The 19050-nt window shown below is 62.8% G+C and carries 19 protein-coding genes; 6 read left to right on the top strand and 13 right to left on the bottom strand.

The annotated features are described in order from the left end of the window. Positions 1–157 precede the first annotated feature (157 nt). The 4 genes from prfB (at position 158) to AC1RKI_RS11270 (ending at position 4712) form a co-directional block, all read left to right on the top strand. A protein-coding gene (prfB, locus tag AC1RKI_RS11255) for a peptide chain release factor 2 (RefSeq protein WP_099047561.1) occupies positions 158–1262 on the top strand; the annotation gives its coding sequence in 2 pieces (ribosomal slippage) (positions 158–238 and positions 240–1262; 1104 coding nt in all). A gap of 109 nt (positions 1263–1371) precedes the next feature. Continuing rightward, positions 1372–2142, top strand: coding sequence for an SDR family oxidoreductase (locus AC1RKI_RS11260; protein ID WP_150981505.1), 771 nt, complete (start codon positions 1372–1374; stop codon positions 2140–2142). A gap of 50 nt (positions 2143–2192) precedes the next feature. Further along, on the top strand, positions 2193–3728 hold the full coding sequence (lysS, locus tag AC1RKI_RS11265) for a lysine--tRNA ligase (RefSeq protein WP_341248300.1): 1536 nt from the start codon (positions 2193–2195) through the stop codon (positions 3726–3728). Between the two features lie 267 nt (positions 3729–3995). Beyond that, a complete protein-coding gene (locus AC1RKI_RS11270) occupies positions 3996–4712 on the top strand; it encodes a glycine zipper 2TM domain-containing protein (protein ID WP_492795365.1) in 717 nt (238 codons plus the stop codon). 167 nt (positions 4713–4879) lie between these two features. On the opposite strand, the gene iscX is transcribed toward AC1RKI_RS11270, so the two are convergent. From iscX to uvrB, 13 genes are all read right to left on the bottom strand, one after another. Beyond that, positions 4880–5074 (bottom strand): Fe-S cluster assembly protein IscX, encoded by a 195-nt coding sequence (iscX, locus tag AC1RKI_RS11275; protein ID WP_150981507.1) that lies wholly within the window; start codon positions 5072–5074, stop codon positions 4880–4882. A gap of 23 nt (positions 5075–5097) precedes the next feature. Further along, on the bottom strand, positions 5098–5436 hold the full coding sequence (fdx, locus tag AC1RKI_RS11280; protein ID WP_061956042.1) for an ISC system 2Fe-2S type ferredoxin: 339 nt from the start codon (positions 5434–5436) through the stop codon (positions 5098–5100). 31 nt (positions 5437–5467) lie between these two features. Then, the gene (gene hscA / locus AC1RKI_RS11285; protein ID WP_061956040.1) at positions 5468–7333 is read right to left on the bottom strand and encodes a Fe-S protein assembly chaperone HscA; all 1866 of its coding nucleotides are present in this window, start codon (positions 7331–7333) and stop codon (positions 5468–5470) included. A gap of 9 nt (positions 7334–7342) precedes the next feature. After that, positions 7343–7861 carry a Fe-S protein assembly co-chaperone HscB gene (gene hscB / locus AC1RKI_RS11290; protein WP_061956038.1) on the bottom strand — a complete coding sequence of 173 codons (519 nt, stop codon included), beginning with the start codon at positions 7859–7861 and terminating at the stop codon, positions 7343–7345. A 103-nt stretch (positions 7862–7964) separates the two neighbouring features. Beyond that, positions 7965–8285: an iron-sulfur cluster assembly protein IscA gene (gene iscA / locus AC1RKI_RS11295; RefSeq protein ID WP_061956169.1), complete on the bottom strand. Its 321-nt coding sequence runs from the start codon at positions 8283–8285 to the stop codon at positions 7965–7967. A gap of 90 nt (positions 8286–8375) precedes the next feature. Further along, a complete protein-coding gene (gene iscU, locus AC1RKI_RS11300) occupies positions 8376–8777 on the bottom strand; it encodes a Fe-S cluster assembly scaffold IscU (RefSeq protein WP_061956036.1) in 402 nt (133 codons plus the stop codon). A 54-nt stretch (positions 8778–8831) separates the two neighbouring features. After that, entirely contained in the window at positions 8832–10052 is a 1221-nt protein-coding gene (locus tag AC1RKI_RS11305; RefSeq protein WP_061956034.1) for an IscS subfamily cysteine desulfurase, read from the bottom strand. A 75-nt stretch (positions 10053–10127) separates the two neighbouring features. Further along, on the bottom strand, positions 10128–10682 hold the full coding sequence (gene iscR / locus AC1RKI_RS11310) for a Fe-S cluster assembly transcriptional regulator IscR (protein WP_061956031.1): 555 nt from the start codon (positions 10680–10682) through the stop codon (positions 10128–10130). Between the two features lie 100 nt (positions 10683–10782). Beyond that, the gene (locus AC1RKI_RS11315; RefSeq protein WP_492795369.1) at positions 10783–12861 is read right to left on the bottom strand and encodes a site-specific recombinase; all 2079 of its coding nucleotides are present in this window, start codon (positions 12859–12861) and stop codon (positions 10783–10785) included. 2 nt (positions 12862–12863) lie between these two features. Continuing rightward, positions 12864–13340, bottom strand: coding sequence for a low molecular weight protein-tyrosine-phosphatase (locus AC1RKI_RS11320; protein WP_061956027.1), 477 nt, complete (start codon positions 13338–13340; stop codon positions 12864–12866). Between the two features lie 48 nt (positions 13341–13388). Further along, the gene (locus AC1RKI_RS11325) at positions 13389–13628 is read right to left on the bottom strand and encodes a hypothetical protein (RefSeq protein WP_061956025.1); all 240 of its coding nucleotides are present in this window, start codon (positions 13626–13628) and stop codon (positions 13389–13391) included. A gap of 46 nt (positions 13629–13674) precedes the next feature. Further along, complete coding sequence (locus AC1RKI_RS11330) at positions 13675–13896, bottom strand: hypothetical protein (protein WP_061956167.1); 222 nt, start codon at positions 13894–13896, stop codon at positions 13675–13677. 113 nt (positions 13897–14009) lie between these two features. Continuing rightward, positions 14010–16103 (bottom strand): excinuclease ABC subunit UvrB, encoded by a 2094-nt coding sequence (gene uvrB / locus AC1RKI_RS11335; protein ID WP_061956023.1) that lies wholly within the window; start codon positions 16101–16103, stop codon positions 14010–14012. A 219-nt stretch (positions 16104–16322) separates the two neighbouring features. Between uvrB and AC1RKI_RS11340 the strand changes: the two genes are divergently transcribed. Further along, on the top strand, positions 16323–17519 hold the full coding sequence (locus AC1RKI_RS11340) for an amino acid aminotransferase (RefSeq protein ID WP_150981512.1): 1197 nt from the start codon (positions 16323–16325) through the stop codon (positions 17517–17519). Positions 17520–17774: 255 nt separating this feature from the next. Continuing rightward, a complete protein-coding gene (locus AC1RKI_RS11345; protein WP_061956019.1) occupies positions 17775–19013 on the top strand; it encodes a polyhydroxyalkanoate depolymerase in 1239 nt (412 codons plus the stop codon). The last annotated feature ends 37 nt before the right edge of the window (positions 19014–19050 follow it).

Consider the following 19050-nt stretch of genomic DNA (forward strand, 5'->3'; position numbering starts at 1 on the left):
GCTATTGTCGCCCAAATGGGTGAAAGTCTCGCAATAGACTGTTCGCTGCACGAACAGTTCGCCCGGAATATATGCCGGCTGCGCGCGATCCGAGGCCGGTTTCCGGCGCCAATCCGCTATAATTCAACGTTTTTCAAGCGCAGGAATCTCAATTTTCATGGAAGCAGAACGTCTCAACGCCATCTCCGGTGCCATCTCCGATCTCCGTTCGCGAACGGAAGATCTACGGGGGTATCTTTGACTACGATGTCAAAGCAAATCGCCTAGACGAAGTCAACGGACTGCTGGAAGACCCGGACGTCTGGAACAACCCCAAGCGCGCCCAGGATCTGGGCAAGGAAAAGAAGGCGCTCGAAGCCGTCGTGCAAACGCTCGGCAAGCTGACGGAAGACCTGAACGGCGCTGACGAGCTTTTCGAACTCGCGCGCGAGGAAGGCGACGACGAGACGCTGGAATCGATCGAGGCCGACGTAAAAGGCTTCGAGGCCATCGTCGCCGACATGGAATTCCGCCGCATGTTCTCCGGCGAAATGGATCAGGCCAACGCGTTCATCGACATCCAGGCCGGCGCCGGCGGTACCGAGGCGTGCGACTGGGCGTCGATGCTGCTGCGTCAGTACCTGAAGTACTGCGAGCGCAAGGGCTTCAAGGCCGAAGTGCTAGAAGAATCCGAAGGCGACGTGGCGGGCATCAAGAGCGCGACGATCAAGGTTGAAGGCGATTACGCGTTCGGCTATCTGCGCACGGAAACCGGCGTGCACCGTCTGGTGCGCAAGTCGCCGTTCGATTCGTCGGGCGGACGCCATACTTCGTTCTCGTCGGTGTTCGTCTACCCCGAGGTCGACGATTCGTTCGAGGTGGAAGTCAACCCGGCCGATCTGCGCGTCGATACGTATCGCGCTTCGGGCGCGGGCGGGCAGCACATCAACAAGACCGACTCCGCCGTGCGGATCACGCACATCCCGACCGGGATCGTCGTGCAGTGCCAGAACGACCGTTCCCAGCACCGCAACCGCGCCGAAGCGATGTCGATGCTGAAATCGCGCCTGTACGAGCATGAGATGCGCAAGCGTCAGGCCGAGGCCGACAAGCTCGAGGCCGGCAAGACCGACGTGGGCTGGGGTCACCAGATCCGCTCGTACGTGCTGGACCAGAGCCGCATCAAAGACCTGCGCACCAATGTGGAAATGTCCAACACGCAGAAGGTGCTGGACGGCGACCTCGATCCGTTCATCGAGGCCAGCCTGAAACAGGGCCTGTAATACCGCAAGACCTGCGATGCATCGTGGCGGTGGCCTGCGCCACACGCCACGATGCACGCGACAACCCCACGTCATCCATCTCGCCGTTGCACAAGACAAGGTCCACGCCATGACCACCGTAACGCCCCGCTCCACCCATCTCCATATCGTCACCGGCGCCTCGCGCGGCCTGGGCGCGGCGCTGGTGCGCGCGCTGCTCAAGCCGGGCAACCGCATCATTGGCGTGGCACGCAGCCGCAATACCGAGCTGGAGGCCGAGGCGTCGGCCAGCGGCGTGCCGGTGGCCTGGCACTTGCAGGATCTTGCGCAACCGGGCCCGTCGGCGGGCTGGCTGGCGAGCGTACTGGAAGCCGTGGACGAGGCGCCGGCCAGCGTCACGCTGATCCTCAACGCAGGCGTGGTGGAACCGATCGGCCCGATCACGTCGCTGCACGAGAACACGCTGGTGCCGCATCTGCAAACCAACCTGGTGACGCCGATGACGATGACGGGCGCGTTCATCACAGGCACCTCGCGCTTCGATTGCCCGCGCAAGATTCTGGCGATCTCGTCCGGCGCGGCGCGCAATCCCGTGCCGGGCTGGAGCGCTTACTGCGCCGGCAAGGCGGGGCTGGACATGTTCATCCGCTCGGTCAACGCCGAGTACGGCAACCTGCCGGACGCGCACGCGGTGCGCGCCGTGGCGCTGGCGCCGGGCGTGGTGGACACGGGCATGCAGGAAACCATCCGCGGCGCCGATTTCGCGCAGGTGCAGCGCTTCCGCGACCTGAAGGCCAACGACCAGTTGGCGTCGCCCGAAGACGTGGCGCAACGTATCGTCACCTATCTTGGCCGCGCCGATTTCGGCAAGACCGAACTCGACGACATCCGCAACCATTGAACCGACTGACGCGCGCGGGCGCTTGCTTGCGCGCGACCGAAACTCACATCATGACCGAACAGACCCGCACGCCGGCCGCCGAAGCGCCAGCCGCAGACGAGAACAAGATCATCGCTGAGCGGCGCGAAAAGCTGCAGGCCCTGCGTGCGCAGGGCGTAGCCTTTCCGAACGACTTCCGCCCGACGCATCAGTCCGGCGCGCTGCATGCGCAGTACGGCGAGACCGACGGCCCGACGCTGGAAGCCAATCCGGTAGAAGTGGCCATCGCCGGGCGCATGATGCTCAAGCGCGTGATGGGCAAGGCCAGCTTTGCCACCGTGCAGGACGGCAGCGGCCAGATCCAGTTCTACATCACGCGCGACAAGGTTGGCGAGGATGTCTACGCGGCGTTCAAGCATTGGGACCTGGGCGACATCATCAGTGCACGCGGCGTGCTGTTCCGCACCAACAAGGGCGAGCTGTCGGTGCAGGTGCGCGAACTGCGCCTGCTGTCGAAGAGCCTGCGCCCGCTGCCGGACAAGTTCCACGGCCTGGCCGACCAGGAGCTCAAATATCGCCAGCGCTACGTCGACCTGATCGTCTCGCCGGAAACTCGCGACACGTTCCGCGCACGCACCAAGGCGATGTCGTCGCTGCGCCGCCATATGGCCGACGCCGGCTTCATGGAAGTGGAAACGCCGATGCTGCATCCGATTCCGGGCGGCGCGGCGGCCAAGCCGTTCATCACGCATCACAACGCGCTGGACATGCAGATGTTCCTGCGCATCGCGCCCGAGCTGTATCTGAAGCGCCTGATCGTGGGTGGCTTCGAGCGTGTGTTCGAGATCAACCGCAACTTCCGTAATGAAGGGGTGAGCCCACGCCACAACCCCGAATTCACGATGATGGAGTTCTACGCGGCCTACACGGACTATCGCTGGCTGATGGACTTCACCGAGAACCTGATCCGACAAGCGGCAATCGACGCGAGCGGCAGCGCGGTGCTGACCTACCAAGGCCGCGAACTGGATCTGTCGCGCCCGTTCCATCGGCTGACGATCTGCCAGGCGATCCAGAAGTTCGCGCCCGAATATACCGACGCGCAGTTGGCCGACGCCGACTTCCTGCGCGGCGAGCTCAAGAACAAGTTCAAGATCAACACCAGCGCGCCGCAGTTCCTGAACGCTGGCCTGGGTACGCTGCAACTGGTGCTGTTCGAGGAAACCGCCGAATCGCAACTGTGGGAGCCGACCTTTATCGTCGACTATCCGGTCGAAGTGTCGCCGCTGGCGCGCGCATCGGATACCGAGTCGGGCATTACGGAACGCTTCGAGCTGTTTATCACCGGGCGCGAAATCGCCAACGGTTTCTCGGAACTGAACGATCCCGAAGATCAGGCCGACCGTTTCCGCAAGCAGGTGGAGCAAAAGGATGCGGGTGACGAGGAAGCCATGTATTTCGACGCCGATTACATTCGCGCGCTCGAATACGGCATGCCCCCGACGGGCGGCTGCGGCATCGGTATCGACCGCCTAGTCATGCTGCTGACCGACAGCCCGAATATTCGCGACGTGATCCTGTTTCCGCACCTGCGCCGGGAAGACTAAGTAGCTTGCGCTGGCGGGCAAGACCCGCACCGCGCATGACAGGCCCCGCCTTTTTGGCGGGGCTTTTTCATTTCTGCAGGCTCCGGTCCGCGCGCACGGCCACTTGTAACAACGAGCCGCCGGCAGGCCGTCGCAAAAGATCTCTAACCCATTGAATTTAAAAGAACAATTCAGCTACAGATACTTACAAAATCAAACGGCATTTGGCGCGCGCTTCGGACAGACTTGAAGTATCTACTACGTCCCGTAGTCGTCGGAGAACAAACCATGTCTGGTCCGGAATCGCTTCCCACCTTGCCAACGTCGCGCCGCCTGCATCCGCTGATCGGCGCCGCTGCGGTGGCGGTTGTCATCGCCAGCCTGACCGCGGTTGCCGCCATTACTGGCGTGCTGCCGACCGGCAAGGCCAGTCAGGGCTCGCCCGACGCATCGATGTCGAACGCGACTGCCTCGTACAGCGAGCCCCAACCCTATCCGTCCGCGCGCGCGGCCCAGGGTACGCAGGCGCAGGCTGCGCAAGGTCAGATGCCAGCACCCGGCTCGACCACGCGGCCACCCGCCTACGATGCCCAGCAGGCGTCCGGCATGGCGCCGCCGCCGGGCGCGCCGGCTCAGCAGGCGCAGGCCGAGCCCCGGCCGGCGGCTCGCCCCAGCCATACCGCTGGACACGTGACAGGCGTACAGGTGGTGGAAGCCGAAAAGCCGACCAGCGGACTTGGCGCCGTGGGCGGCGCCGTTGTGGGCGGCTTGCTCGGTAATCAGATCGGCAACGGCAATGGCCGCATCCTCGGTACGGTAGCGGGCGCTGCCGCAGGCGGCTTTGGCGGTAACTATGCCGAGAAGAAGCTGAACACCAACAAGTCTTACCGTGTCAGCGTACAGATGGATGACGGCTCAAGACGCACCTTCACCTATCAGAACCCGCCGGGAGTGGAGGTGGGCCAGCGTGTGCATCTGGAGCGCGGCGTGCTGGTAACCGGCTGATACGCCGGAAGCGCCGCGGAAATATCGGGCGCCACTCGGCGCGTACACAAGGCCGGCCATGTGCCGGCTTTGTTATTTGAGACGGCCCGGCGTCCCCGCCAGAGGCCGTCATGCTTTCGAGTTGCGCCGCCGCGATTGGCTCGTGACGACTCGAGTCGAAAACCCGCTTACTGCGCTTCCTCGATCCAGGCGGCCTGGATTGCTTCCAGGATTTTCTCGCCCGAACGCTCTGGCAGGTCGCTGAATCCATCGAGCTCCAGCACCCACTGGCGCAGTTGCGTGAAGCGCACCGTCAAAGGGTCCACATCCGGAAATTTGTCGTACAGCGCCGCAGCGATATCGTAGGTATCAGTCCATTTCATCGGGGAAACTCCGGGCGGCAGGCTCAGTGGCCTTCCTTGGCGTGGTTGATCGTGTATTTGGGGATTTCGACGGTCAGGTCCGTGTCAGCGACGAGCGCCTGGCACGACAGCCGCGAATTGGGTTCGAGACCCCACGCCTTGTCCAGCAGGTCTTCCTCTTTTTCCTCGGCATCTTCAAGCGAGTTGAAGCCCTCGCGCACTACCACGTGGCAGGTGGTGCATGCGCATGACTTTTCGCACGCGTGCTCGATTTCGATACCGTTGTTGAGCAGCGCGTCGCAGATACTGGTGCCGGTGCTGGCTTCGAAGACGGCGCCCTCGGGACACAACTCGACGTGGGGCAAAACGATGATCTGTGGCATTTCTATCCTGTTCTCTTTGTAGCGTCGGCGCTTAGCCGATCTCCTGCACTTTCTTGCCGGCCAACGCACTCTTGATCGAGCGGTTCATGCGGCGTGCGGCGAATTCGTCGGTGCCGTGCGACAGCGCCTCAACCGCCGCCTTGATCGCGTGATGGTCTTCGCCCCGGGCAATCTCGCCAACCTTGGCAATCAGCGCTTCGACTTCGGCGCGTTCTTCCGGCGCCAGCAGATCGCCGTCCACTTCCAGCGCGCGCTGGGTGGCTTCCATCAGTCGCTCGGCTTCGACGCGCTCCTCGGCCAGCGCCCGCGTCTTCATGTCCTGCTCCGCTTCCCGGAAGCTCTCCTGCAACATGCGCGCGATATCGTCATCGGCCAGACCGTACGACGGCTTGACCGATACCGACGCTTCCACGCCCGAATTGGTTTCGCGCGCCGATACAGAAAGCAGGCCGTCAGCATCGACCTGATAGGTCACGCGGATGCGCGCCGCGCCGGCCACCATCGGCGGAATGCCGCGCAGCTCGAAGCGCGCGAGGGACCGGCAGTCGCTGGCCAGTTCGCGCTCGCCCTGCAAGACGTGGATCGCCATCGCGGTCTGGCCATCCTTGAAGGTGGTGAACTCCTGCGCGCGCGCCACCGGGATCGTGCTGTTGCGCGGGATGATCTTCTCGACCAGCCCGCCCATCGTTTCGACGCCCAGCGACAGCGGAATGACATCGAGCAGCAGCCAGTCTTCGCCTGGCGCGTGATTGCCGGCGAGCAGATTGGCCTGCATGGCCGCACCGAGCGCCACGACCTTGTCCGGATCGAGATTGGTCAGCGGTTGCTGGCCGAAATATTCGCCGACCGCCTTGCGGATGGCCGGCATGCGCGTGGCGCCGCCAACCAGCACCACGCCCTTCACCTCATCCGGTGTCACACCGGCGTCGCGCAACGCCTTGCGCACCGGCGCGAGCGTCTTCTGCACCAGATGCGCGGTGATTTCGATAAACGTCGCGGCCGTCAGCGGCAGATGCACGATCTCGCCGCTGGCCAGCACGGCGTCGATCACGGTGCTGTCGCTGGACGACAGTGCTTCCTTGGCGGCGCGGGCGCGCACCATCAACAGGCGCATGTCCTCGGCGGACAGCGGCTGCAGGCCGGCCTGCTCGACGATCCAGCACAGCAGGCGCTGATCGAAGTCGTCGCCGCCAAGCGCGGAATCGCCGCCCGTCGACATCACCTCGAACACGCCCTTGGTCAGCTTGAGCACCGAGATATCGAACGTGCCCCCGCCCAGGTCGTACACGGCGTAGATACCTTCGGCTGCGTTGTCCAGTCCGTACGCGATCGCCGCGGCGGTCGGTTCGTTGAGCAGGCGCAGCACGTCCAGGCCCGCCAGTTGCGCGGCGTCCTTGGTGGCCTGGCGTTGCGCGTCGTCGAAATACGCCGGCACGGTGATCACCGCGCCGACCAGATCGTCGCCGAGCGAATCCTCGGCGCGCTGGCGTAATGTGGCCAGGATCTCGGCCGACACCTCGACGGGACTTTTCACGCCCGCCACGGTCTTCAGCTGGACCATGCCCGGCGCGTCGACGAAATCGTAGGGGCTGTGTTCGATATTGCTGACATCGCGCAGGCCGCGTCCCATGAACCGCTTCACGGAAACAATCGTGTTCTTGGGATCGCGCACCGCTTCGTCCTGGGCCTTGTAGCCGATATGCGCGGTGCCGTTCGGCAGATAGCGCACCACCGACGGCAGCAACGAACGGCCGCTGTCGTCGGGCAGGACTTCGGGGATGCTGTTGCGCACGGCGGCCACCAGGGAATTGGTGGTGCCAAGATCGATACCGACGGCCAGGCGTCGCTGATGGGGCGCCGGCGACATGCCGGGTTCGGAAATCTGGAGCAGTGCCATGGGAATCTTCTAATCTTCGAGACGATCGATCGCTTCGCTGGCGTCGTGTTCGATCTTCTCGATAAACATCAACTGGCGCGCGGCGCCGCCGGCGGCGTCATTGTCGCCGGCGTCTAGCAACGCGCCGAGGGCTGCGTGCCGCTCGCGCTTTTCCTGTCGCAGGTCGCGCAATAGACGATCGAGCTGGTCGACCGCGCGCGCTTGCACCGCATCCTGCAGCGCCTCGCGCCATTCCATCTGCTGCATCAGGAACGCGGGCGCCATGGCCGTATTGCTCTCGGCCTGGATGTCGACGCCACGCAATTGCAGCAGATAGATCGCGCGCTTCAGGGGCTGGCGCAGCGTCCGGTACGCTTCGTTGGCATGCGCGGCCCACTGCATGGCCACGCGCCGCTCGGCGTCTCCGGCATTGGCAAAGCGGTCCGGATGCGCCTGCGTCTGAACGGTGCGATAGGCGGCGTCGAGCGCGGCCTCATCGACGTCGTATTGGGCGGGCAGTCCGAACAGCGAAAAGAAATCGTCTTTCAAAGCGCGTCTTTCAAGAAACATTCACAACAAAAAGGAGCGGTCATGCCGCCCCTTGTCGTGTTGCCGCCCGTGCGTCGCAAACCGAAGCAGGCGGCGCGGGCCCTCAGACCCGGAACGACTCGCCGCAGCCGCACTCGTCCCTGACGTTCGGATTGTTGAACTTGAACCCTTCGTTCAACCCCTCACGCGCGAAGTCGAGCTCGGTGCCGTCGATGTACGGCAGGCTCTTCGGATCCACGATCACCTTGATGCCGTGCGACTCGAATACCTGATCCTCGGGCAGCAGTTCATCCACGTATTCGAGCTTGTATGCCAGGCCCGAGCAGCCAGTGGTCTTCACGCCCAGGCGCAGGCCCACGCCCTTGCCGCGACGTTCCAGGTAGCGGGCGACGTGCTTCGCCGCCTTTTCGGTCATTGTGATCATCTTTGCCTTGCTGTCGAACACCTCGCGCCGCTTGCGCCGTCACGCGAGGTCACACCAACCCATTTGAAGCTGCAGGCCGCCTGAGCGGAATCAGGCTGCCTTCTGCTCGGCGCCGCCGTGCTTCTTCTTGTAATCCTCGACGGCCGCCTTGATGGCGTCTTCCGCCAGGATCGAGCAGTGGATTTTCACCGGCGGCAACGCCAGTTCTTCGGCGATCTGGGTGTTCTTGATCTCCAGCGCCTGGTCCACGGTCTTGCCCTTGACCCATTCGGTCACCAGCGAAGACGAGGCGATTGCCGAGCCGCAACCGTAGGTCTTGAACTTGGCGTCTTCGATCACGCCCGCTTCGTTGACCTTGATCTGCAGCTTCATCACGTCGCCGCAGGCCGGGGCGCCGACCATACCGGTACCCACCGCGTCGTCGTTCTTGTCGAACGAGCCGACGTTGCGCGGATTTTCATAGTGGTCGAGAACCTTGTTGCTATAAGACATTTTGGCTACCTCTGACGAATCTTTATGGGGTTTTTCTTGTTGCCTGGCCTGCGTTCAGTGCGCAGCCCACTGGATCGAATTCAGGTCGACGCCGTCCTTGAACATTTCCCACAGCGGCGACAGTTCACGCAGCTTGCCGATCTTGTTCTTGAGCAGCTCGACGGTGTAGTCGATTTCGGCTTCGGTGGTGAAACGGCCCACCGTGAAGCGGATCGAGCTATGCGCGAGTTCGTCGTTGCGGCCGAGCGCGCGCAACACATACGACGGCTCCAGCGACGCGGACGTGCAGGCCGAACCCGACGACACGGCCACGTCCTTGATGGCCATGATCAGCGATTCACCTTCCACGTAGTTGAAGCTGACATTGAGGTTGTGCGGCACACGATGTTCCATCGAGCCGTTCAGGTACACCTCTTCCATGCTCGACAGGCCGTTCCACAGGCGGTCGCGCAGCATGCGGATACGCTCGTTTTCCGTGGCCATTTCTTCGCGGGCAAGACGGAATGCCTCGCCCATGCCGACGATCTGGTGCGTGGCCAGCGTGCCCGAGCGCATGCCGCGCTCGTGGCCGCCGCCGTGCATCTGCGCCTCGATGCGCACGCGCGGCTTGCGACGCACGTACAGCGCGCCAATGCCCTTCGGGCCATAGGTCTTGTGGGCCGAGAACGACATCAGGTCGCACTTCAGCGTGGCCAGGTTGATCAGCACCTTGCCGGTAGCCTGCGCGGCGTCGCAATGGAAGATGATGCCCTTGTCGCGGCAGATCTCGCCGATCTGCTCGACGTCCTGGATCACGCCGATCTCGTTGTTCACGAGCATCACCGAAACCAGGATCGTGTCCGGGCGGATCGCCTGCTTGAACACGTCCATGTCGATCAGGCCGTCGTCCTTGACGTCGAGGTACGTCACCTCGAAGCCTTGGCGTTCCAGCTCACGCGTGGTGTCCAGCACGGCCTTGTGCTCGGTCTTTACGGTGATGATGTGCTTGCCCTTGCCCGAGTAGAAATTGGCCGCGCCCTTGATGGCGAGGTTGTCCGACTCGGTGGCGCCAGACGTCCACACGATTTCCCGCGGGTCGGCGCCAACCAGCGCCGCCACCTGCTCGCGCGCCTCTTCCACGGCGCGCTCGGCGTCCCAGCCATAGGCATGGCTGCGCGAAGCGGGATTGCCGAACTGCTCGCGCAGGTACGGAATCATCTTGTCGGCCACGCGCGGGTCCACCGGCGTGGTCGCCGAGTAATCCATATAGATCGGGAAATGTGGGGTGGTGCTCATCGTTATGACTGCCTTATAGGGATCGCTAATCGCGTACTGCCTACTAATAGTTTAGATCGGTTACTGCAATCTTGCTCAGGACTGCGCAAGACTGAAGACCGAATTGACCATGCGGGCGCGTGCGGGCTTTTCCTGTTTCCCGGATTTGCCACGGGCCACGGTCACTGGCTGCTGCGCGGCGTCTTCGCGCATGTCGTGCAACACGGCCGGTTGCCGCGCGCGCTGCTGGTCGACCAGATTTTTCAGCGACACGGAGTCGAGGTACTCGACCATCTTCTGGTTCAGCGTGGCCCACAGTTCGTGGGTCATGCAGCGCCCGGATCCGTCGTCGCCGTTACAATTGCCCTTTCCCCCGCACTGCGTGGCGTCCAGCGGCTCGTCCACGGCGATGATGATGTCCGCCACGGTGACGTCCTCGGCCTTGCGGGCGAGGCTGTATCCGCCGCCCGGGCCGCGCACGCTTTCCACGATTTCGTGGCGGCGCAGCTTGCCGAACAACTGCTCGAGGTACGACAGGGAAATTTTCTGACGCTGGCTGATGCCGGCCAGGGTGACGGGTCCCTGATCCTGGCGCATGGCCAGGTCAATCATGGCGGTTACCGCAAAACGGCCTTTGGTGGTCAGTCTCATGATGCTCGGGGAGAGGGAATACTTGAGAATTTCGGTCGAGTTTACGATATCCCGACTAAATCAGTCAAGTTCCCCTTGCTGCAACGCACTGTTCCACCCGCTATAACGATGAGCGTTCCGCGGCCGGGGACTCCGGCTTGCTGCGCGGCGGAATCAACAGTGACATCGGATGCCTGACGATGCGCCGCCGCACCGCCCCTACCAACGCCTTGCGATCGACGCGCCGCAGGTTGCGTGATCGCAACGCCATATAGAACGCCAACGCGAAGCTCACCGCGACGTTCAGCACACCCATCAGCGCGATTCCCGCCACGGCCAGCCACAGAGACGGCATGCGCAGCGCATCGACGCCCAGCACGCCAAGCGCCGCCCCCACCGATCCGGTGGAAAGCGTGACGTGACGCACTTCCATATGGGGACCGACGAAGCTCAGGATCTCCGGCCCCAGACCCAGCAGGAATCCGAGCGACACGTTGGCGGTGATGCCCGACAGGTTGCGCTTCCAGAAATCCGCCAGGCGCGTGGCGCCGCGCTGTCCCAGCACATAGCGCAGGCGACGGTTGTAAGCCATCACGTCGTGCACGCGATGCAGCGCGAACCAGTTGTCGGCCCAGCCGGCGATCAGGCTCGACAGCCACAGCAACACGCCCGTGAACACCGCATACAACGGCGTCGGGCCAAGAATCGAAAACGATTCGATCGTGGCGATGGCCTTGGCTGGCGTGATCAGGTTGGTGCCGAGCAGCTTCGCGGCGAGCCATTGCAGCGCGAATGCCACCGGAAATACCACCGAAAGATTGCCGAAGATCGCCGCCGCATTGGAGCGGATCATCGCGATCGTGTCGTCGACAAACAGCTCGCGCCCGTCCGGCCGCCCCGCGCCATCGAGCCGGTGCGCGAGCGCCGGACCGGTCATCGCGGGCTGTTTGGTGGCCAGCGTGAAATGCGCGAAATGGATCGCCAGAAAGCTGCCCGCGTAGTTCAGCGATGCGAGAAAGCCTTCGGTGAATTTGTCGAGGTGCAGGCCATAGATCAGGAACTTCAGGTAGACCGTGATCACGGTCACCAATCCGCCGCCCGCTGCCGCACGCATCAGTTCGCCATATTCCCTGCGGTCGCGCGTGATGTAGTGCTCGCCCGTTTCGGCCGAACGCTCCACCACCTTGCGCGCCAGTTGCGCGAACGACGTGCCAAGCAGATGTCCAACGCTGCGGCGCGCCTGCGTCGAGCGAATCAATTCGGCGATCAGGTGCGCATGACGTTCGCGGCGCGAAGGATCGACCCAGGCATTGAGCAGCAAGTCGATACGCGACAGTTGCGCCTTCATGCGCTCAATCTGGAACACCACCTCCACCGATACGCCGTTTTCCTCGAGGTCGTCGTAGACCTGGCGCGCCGCGGCATGGCAGCCGTCGAGCAAGGCCCGGAAGTAGTTCAGACGATGCGCGAACGTTGCGCCATCATGCGCAAGGCCTTCCTCGCAGAGCGCGACGATGGCGGTATCGAGCCGATAGAACGGCGTGTCTTCGACGCGCCCGTGCAGGCGCGAGCGGATTGCCTGACTCAGCCCGGTGGCCTTGACGTGGCTCACCAGCACCTGAATGCTGGTCGTCAGCGTGGCCTCACGCGCGACGTGAAAGCGTTCCACGCCTTCGTCCGCGTCGGACAACACGGCCATCCCGAGGCGCTCGACGAGTTCGTTGTCGAGCGCTTCCACCCACTCGGCGTCGTTGTCGTCGACAAACAGCAGCGCGAACAACGCCGCCATATCGCTGCGGTTGGGTGGCGGCGGCAGAAACCGCGCCTGTAGGCGGTCGACCATCTCGCCCCAGATGCCAGGGTGCGACGCCACGCCGGTATCGCAGAACAGCGCGGTTGGATCGTTGTCGCGCACGATGGCGCGCACCGTGCGGGCGAAGCTGTCGGACCACTCGGGATGGCGCGCCAGAACCTGCAGCAGATAGCGCAGGCGCACGTGCGCGGGATAGCGGCGCGCAGCGCTTGCATCGCCGTCTTGCTCCACCCCGGGGTTGCCGTCGCGCCGCAGCCAGTAGCCAAGTTCGACCAGCCAGGCGTTACGCTCGGCCAGCGGCGCGTCGGGATCGGCCGCTGCCAGGATGGCGTCGAGCTGAAGACTGGCGCTGCGCGATTCACGCCATTTACGAAACAGCGAACGCATCGTCAAGCCAGCCGTTGTGCGAGAAACGCGATCACGCCGTCGCAGGCGTCCTCGACGTAGTCGAGCACGCGCTCGAATCCATCGCCTTCGCCGTAATAGGGATCGGGCACTTCGTCTGCGCGTGCATCGCTTGCGAAGCTCATCAGCAGGCGCACCTTCGCGGCGCCGTCGGGATGCAGCGCGCGCAGCGCCGCCAGATTGGCGTGATCCATGGCCAGCACGAGATCGAAGCGGTCGAAATCGGTCACGTCAACCTGACGCGCGCGCAGCGACGACAGATCGTAACCGCGCCGCAGCGCATGGCGCTGGCTGCGCGCATCGGGCGGCCGCCCAACGTGATAGTCGTGCGTGCCGGCCGAATCCAGTTCGACCCGATCGGCGAGGCCGGCGGCCTGCAGCTTGGCGCGCAGCACGCCCTCCGCCGTGGGGGAACGGCAGATATTGCCCATGCAGCACATCAGAATGGCGTATTTTTTCATCGGCGCGATTCTACCTGCCGCGCACCGGCGCCGATGCGCAATCGCCGGCTAAAGCTGTTCGGCGAGTTGACGGCCGCGCGCGAAACCGGCGGTCTCGGCGTCTTCGGGCGTCGCAAAATGCTCGCTCGGCGGGGAGGATTCGAGCAGCGTGCCAGCGGCGCGAATATTCGTGCCCTTGCGGCAAACTCGCACCGTGTATTCCCATTCGATCGGCGTCCGGAGTTTCACCAGCACCTGGATCTCGTGCGTGTCGAAAACCTTCTTTTTCCATTCACTGCGGTAGGCCATCAATGTCTCCTGGCCGACTGTGTCTTGTATTGACCCGTGGCCTGGGTCAATTCACTTCGCCGGCATCGATCGTGCGCATGGCTTCGGCCTCGGCCAGGGCGAGTGCCGCCTCGGGCGTCTGGGCCGCGCCGGTTTCCGTTTCAAACGTGGGTCCGCCGGGCTCGCCAAATGCATCGGCAATCGTCAGCTTTCCGGCGAAGCCGCCGCCCGCATGCGGGATCGCGCGGGCCACGACGGCATAACCACCATATTCGAACTGTGTCACCATGGCGCGCTCCTGGTTGGCGGCAGAGTCTGGGTTCCCATTGTTCAAAAACAGGCCCTAACCACTATAGGATGCCTTCGCGCCGCATGCGCATCAGAAGCTGATCCGGTATCCCCTCAGCTTGACGGCGGCAGCAGATGGTCGCCGTCCGCGGCGCCGCCAAATACCTGCGCGCGCAGCTTGCTCAATTGATCCCGCACCTGAGCCGCTTTTTCGAATTCGAGATTCTTGGCGTGGTCCAGCATCTGCTTCTCCAGACGCTTGATTTCCCGGGATACCTGCTTCTCGCTCATATCCTCGTATTTGGCGCGTTCCGCGGCGGCGGTCAATTCCGCCTTGACCTCGTTGGCGTCATACACGCCGTCGATAATGTCCTTGATGCGCTTGACCACGCCACGCGGAACGATGCCATGCGCCTCGTTGTACGCGGTCTGCTTGATGCGGCGGCGTTCGGTTTCCTGAATCGCCACCTTCATCGAATCGGTCATGCGATCGGCATAAAGAATGGCCATGCCGTTCACATTGCGCGCCGCGCGGCCGATGGTCTGAATCAGCGACCGCTCTGCACGCAGAAAACCTTCCTTGTCCGCATCGAGAATCGCCACGAGCGACACTTCCGGAATATCGAGGCCCTCGCGCAGCAGGTTGATCCCGACCAGCACATCGAAGGTGCCAAGCCGCAGATCGCGAATGATCTCGACGCGCTCGACAGTATCGATATCCGAATGCAGATAGCGCACCTTGACGCCGTTCTCGGACAGAAATTCGGTGAGCTGTTCGGCCATGCGCTTGGTCAGCGTGGTCACCAGCACGCGCTCGTTGACCTTCACGCGCAGGTGGATCTCGCTTAACAGATCGTCCACCTGGGTGGTGGCCGGCCGTACCTCGATAATCGGATCGACAAGTCCGGTGGGACGTACCACCTGTTCCACGACCTGCCCCGCGTGTTCCTTTTCATAATTGGCCGGTGTGGCGGTCACGAATACCGCCTGGCGCATCTTGCGCTCGTATTCGTCGAACTTGAGCGGCCGGTTGTCGAGCGCCGACGGCAGGCGGAAGCCATATTCGACCAGCGTGGTCTTGCGCGCGCGGTCGCCGTTGTACATGCCGTTCAACTGGCCGATCAGCACGTGCGATTCGTCGAGGAACATCAGCGCATCGGGCGGCAGATAATCGACCAGCGTGGGCGGCGGCTCGCCCGGCTTGGCTCCTGAAAGATGGCGCGAATAATTTTCGATGCCCTTGCAGAAACCCAGTTCCGAAAGCATTTCCAGATCGAAGCGCGTGCGCTGCTCAAGGCGCTGGGCCTCGACGAGCCGATTTTCCTTGTAGAAGAAATCGAGCCGCTCGCGCAATTCCACCTTGATGTCCTCGATCGCGCGCAGCACGGTTTCGCGCGGCGTGACGTAATGGCTGGACGGATACACCGTGAAACGCGGAATCTTCTGCCGCACGCGGCCGGTCAGCGGATCGAAAAACTGCAGCGAGTCGACCTCGTCGTCGAACAGTTCCACACGGACGGCCATTTCGGCGTGTTCGGCCGGAAAGATGTCGAGCGTATCGCCACGCACGCGGAAACTGCCGCGCTGGAAATCGGTTTCGTTGCGCGTGTACTGCATCGCGATCAGACGCGCGATGACGTCGCGCTGGCTGATCTTGTCGCCCATGCGCAGCGTCAGGATCATCTGGTGGTATTCGCTGGGATTGCCGATACCGTAAATGGCCGACACGGTCGCCACGATAATCGTGTCGCGACGCTCGAGCAGGCTCTTGGTGGCCGACAGGCGCATCTGCTCGATGTGTTCGTTGATCGACGAATCTTTTTCGATGAACAAATCGCGCTGAGGCACATAGGCCTCGGGCTGGTAGTAGTCGTAGTAGCTGACGAAATACTCCACCGCGTTGCGCGGGAAAAATTCCCGGAATTCCGAATAAAGCTGCGCCGCAAGGGTCTTGTTCGGCGCGAAAACGATGGCCGGGCGCCCAAGGCGAGCGATCACGTTGGCCATTGTGAAGGTCTTGCCCGAGCCGGTCACGCCCAGCAACGTCTGGTATGAGAGTCCGTCCTGCACCCCTTCCACCAGTTGCCGGATGGCCTCGGGCTGGTCGCCGGCGGGCGGAAACGGCTGGTACAGCTGGAACGGCGACCCCGGAAAAGAGACGAATTTGTCTTCATCCAGGGCGGGGGCGACTTCGGCGAGATTCGTCATAAACGTAGGGAAAAACCTGAGGAATACTGGCGGATTACGCTAGAATCTTGGGGTTGCGCGGATCGGTTCAAGGCCAGTGTGCCTGAACGCTGCTGTCAGGTTCTGTCAGGAGTGTCAGACGCCCCGGATTCGACCGGACCATGTTCCGACGCAGCCACAGCGCAGTCCGAAGCATTCTACGCCCTCCGTTTTGTTACACAGCTGACCACGAGATTCCAAATGAGTTTGTTTTCTGCCGTCGAGATGGCCCCGCGCGACCCGATCCTGGGCCTGAATGAAGCATTCAATGCCGATACGCGTTCCACGAAGGTGAATCTGGGTGTTGGCGTGTACTTCACGGACGAAGGGAAAATTCCGCTGCTGCGCGCCGTGCAGGAAGCCGAAAAAGCGCGCCTGGCCACCGCCACGCCGCGCGGCTACCTGCCCATCGAAGGCATTGCCGCCTACGACCAGGCCGTGCAAACGCTGCTGTTCGGCAAGGATTCGGCCCTCATCACCGAAGGCCGCGTTGTGACCGCCCAAGCACTTGGCGGCACCGGCGCGCTCAAGATCGGCGCCGACTTCCTGAAGCGCCTGTACCCGAACGCCTCGGTCGCCATCAGCGACCCGAGCTGGGAAAACCACCGCGCGCTGTTCGAAGCCGCCGGTTTCCCGGTGGTCAACTATGCCTATTACGACGCCGCCAGCCACGGCCTGAACTTCGCCGGCATGGTCGAATCGCTGAAGTCGTACCCGGCCAACACGATCGTCGTTCTGCACGCCTGCTGCCACAACCCGACCGGCGTCGACCTGAACGAAGCCCAATGGAAGCAAGTGGTCGAACTGGTCAAGGAACGCAACCTGATTCCGTTCCTGGACATGGCCTACCAGGGCTTTGCCGAAGGCATCGACCCGGACGGCGCCGCAGTGCGTCTGTTTGCCGAATCGGGCCTGCCGTTCTTCGTGTCCAGCTCGTTCTCGAAGAGCTTCTCGCTGTATGGCGAACGCGTCGGCGCGCTGTCGATCGTGACCACCGGCAAGGAAGAGGCACAGCGCGTGATGTCGCAGGTCAAGCGCGTGATCCGCACCAACTATTCCAACCCGCCGACCCACGGCGGCACCGTGGTGGCCACCGTGCTGAACAGCCCCGAGCTGCGCGCCATGTGGGAAGAAGAACTGGGTGAAATGCGCGACCGCATCAAGCTGATGCGCAACGCCCTTGTCGACAAGCTGGCCGCCAAGGGCGTGCCCGGCGACTTCTCGTTCGTGAAAGCCCAGCGCGGCATGTTCTCGTACTCGGGCCTGACTTCGGCTCAGGTCGACACGCTGCGCACCGAACACGGCATTTACGCCGTCAGCACCGGCCGCATCTGCGTGGCCGCGCTGAACAGCCGCAACATCGACGCCGTGGTAAACGCTATCGCAGCGGTCTACTAAGCCAGGCGTCCGCAAAGACGCCTCGCGGCGGTTGCGCAAAAAAGCAACACCCGCGACATGAAAAGGCGATCCGGAGTGCGCTCCGGGTCGCCTTTTTCTTTTCTTCAGCGTTGTCATCAGGATTTGCGGCCGATGTCCTATCGTCCTCCCTGCTTGGTCGGGTAAGTTGGCGGCATATGCTGCAGAGCACGATCGTTCGATTGCGGGCATAATCGTTGCGCGACAAGCACTCGCGACCAGAAAGGCTAGACAAGCATGCTTTACCAATTGCATGAATTTCAGCGCTCGATGCTGAACCCGTTGACCGCCTGGGCTCAGGCGACAGCCAAGACATTTACCAATCCCCTCAGCCCGTTATCGCTGATTCCCGGTGCGCCGCGGATGGCTGCGGGATATGAGCTGCTCTACCGGCTCGGCAAGGAATACGAAAAACCAGCCTTTGATATCAAGGCTGTCCGTTCCAACGGCCGCGACATTCCCATCGTCGAACAGGCCGTGCTGGAAAAGCCATTCTGCAAACTGATCCGCTTCAAGCGCTACGCGGACGACCCGGAAACCATCAAGCTGCTCAAGGACGAGCCGGTCGTACTGGTTTGCGCGCCGCTGTCCGGCCACCACGCCACGCTGCTGCGCGATACCGTGCGAACCTTGCTGCAGGACCACAAGGTCTACGTCACGGACTGGGTCGACGCGCGCATGGTGCCGGTGGAAAGCGGCAGCTTCCATTTGTCCGACTACATCTATTACATCCAGGAATTCATCCGCCATATCGGCGCCGAAAACCTGCATGTGATTTCCGTCTGCCAGCCGACCGTACCGGTGTTGGCGGCCATTTCGCTGATGGCCTCGGCCGGCGAGAAGACGCCGCGCACGATGACCATGATGGGCGGTCCGATCGACGCGCGCAAAAGCCCGACGTCGGTCAATTCGCTGGCCACCAACAAATCGTTCGAGTGGTTCGAGAACAACGTCATCTACACGGTGCCGGCCAATTATCCCGGCCATGGCCGCAAGGTGTATCCGGGCTTCCTGCAGCATGCGGGATTCGTGGCAATGAACCCGGATCGCCATCTGTCGTCGCACTACGACTATTACCTGAGCCTGATCGAAGGCGATGCCGACGATGCCGAGGCCCACGTGAAGTTCTACGACGAGTACAACGCGGTACTCGACATGGCCGCCGAATATTATCTGGATACGATTCGCGAGGTGTTCCAGGAATTCCGCCTGGCCAACGGCACGTGGGAAATCGACGGCGCGCCGGTGCGTCCGCAGGACATCAAGGGCACGGCCTTGCTGACGATCGAAGGCGAACTCGACGATATCTCCGGAGCGGGCCAGACCGCAGCCGCGCACGACCTGTGCGCGGGCATTCCGAAAACGCGCAAGCAGCACATCACTGCGCCGAAGTGCGGTCACTACGGGATTTTTTCGGGCCGTCGCTGGCGCGAGAACATCTATCCGGAACTGCGCGAATTCATCCGCAAGTATTGATTCGGCAAGCCGCCAGACAAAACGCCCGCGAATTTTT

The organism is Cupriavidus sp. GW822-FHT06G04, from assembly GCF_058799075.1.

Coding starts and splice junctions, on each gene's coding strand:
- AC1RKI_RS11260 (WP_150981505.1), top strand. CDS start 1,372: ATGACCACCGTAACGCCCCGCTCCACCCATCTCCATATCGTCACCGGC.
- lysS (WP_341248300.1), top strand. CDS start 2,193: ATGACCGAACAGACCCGCACGCCGGCCGCCGAAGCGCCAGCCGCAGAC.
- AC1RKI_RS11270 (WP_492795365.1), top strand. CDS start 3,996: ATGTCTGGTCCGGAATCGCTTCCCACCTTGCCAACGTCGCGCCGCCTG.
- iscX (WP_150981507.1), bottom strand. CDS start 5,074: ATGAAATGGACTGATACCTACGATATCGCTGCGGCGCTGTACGACAAA.
- fdx (WP_061956042.1), bottom strand. CDS start 5,436: ATGCCACAGATCATCGTTTTGCCCCACGTCGAGTTGTGTCCCGAGGGC.
- hscA (WP_061956040.1), bottom strand. CDS start 7,333: ATGGCACTGCTCCAGATTTCCGAACCCGGCATGTCGCCGGCGCCCCAT.
- iscA (WP_061956169.1), bottom strand. CDS start 8,285: ATGATCACAATGACCGAAAAGGCGGCGAAGCACGTCGCCCGCTACCTG.
- iscU (WP_061956036.1), bottom strand. CDS start 8,777: ATGTCTTATAGCAACAAGGTTCTCGACCACTATGAAAATCCGCGCAAC.
- AC1RKI_RS11305 (WP_061956034.1), bottom strand. CDS start 10,052: ATGAGCACCACCCCACATTTCCCGATCTATATGGATTACTCGGCGACC.
- iscR (WP_061956031.1), bottom strand. CDS start 10,682: ATGAGACTGACCACCAAAGGCCGTTTTGCGGTAACCGCCATGATTGAC.
- AC1RKI_RS11315 (WP_492795369.1), bottom strand. CDS start 12,861: ATGCGTTCGCTGTTTCGTAAATGGCGTGAATCGCGCAGCGCCAGTCTT.
- AC1RKI_RS11320 (WP_061956027.1), bottom strand. CDS start 13,340: ATGAAAAAATACGCCATTCTGATGTGCTGCATGGGCAATATCTGCCGT.
- AC1RKI_RS11325 (WP_061956025.1), bottom strand. CDS start 13,628: ATGGCCTACCGCAGTGAATGGAAAAAGAAGGTTTTCGACACGCACGAG.
- AC1RKI_RS11330 (WP_061956167.1), bottom strand. CDS start 13,896: ATGGTGACACAGTTCGAATATGGTGGTTATGCCGTCGTGGCCCGCGCG.
- uvrB (WP_061956023.1), bottom strand. CDS start 16,103: ATGACGAATCTCGCCGAAGTCGCCCCCGCCCTGGATGAAGACAAATTC.
- AC1RKI_RS11340 (WP_150981512.1), top strand. CDS start 16,323: ATGAGTTTGTTTTCTGCCGTCGAGATGGCCCCGCGCGACCCGATCCTG.
- AC1RKI_RS11345 (WP_061956019.1), top strand. CDS start 17,775: ATGCTTTACCAATTGCATGAATTTCAGCGCTCGATGCTGAACCCGTTG.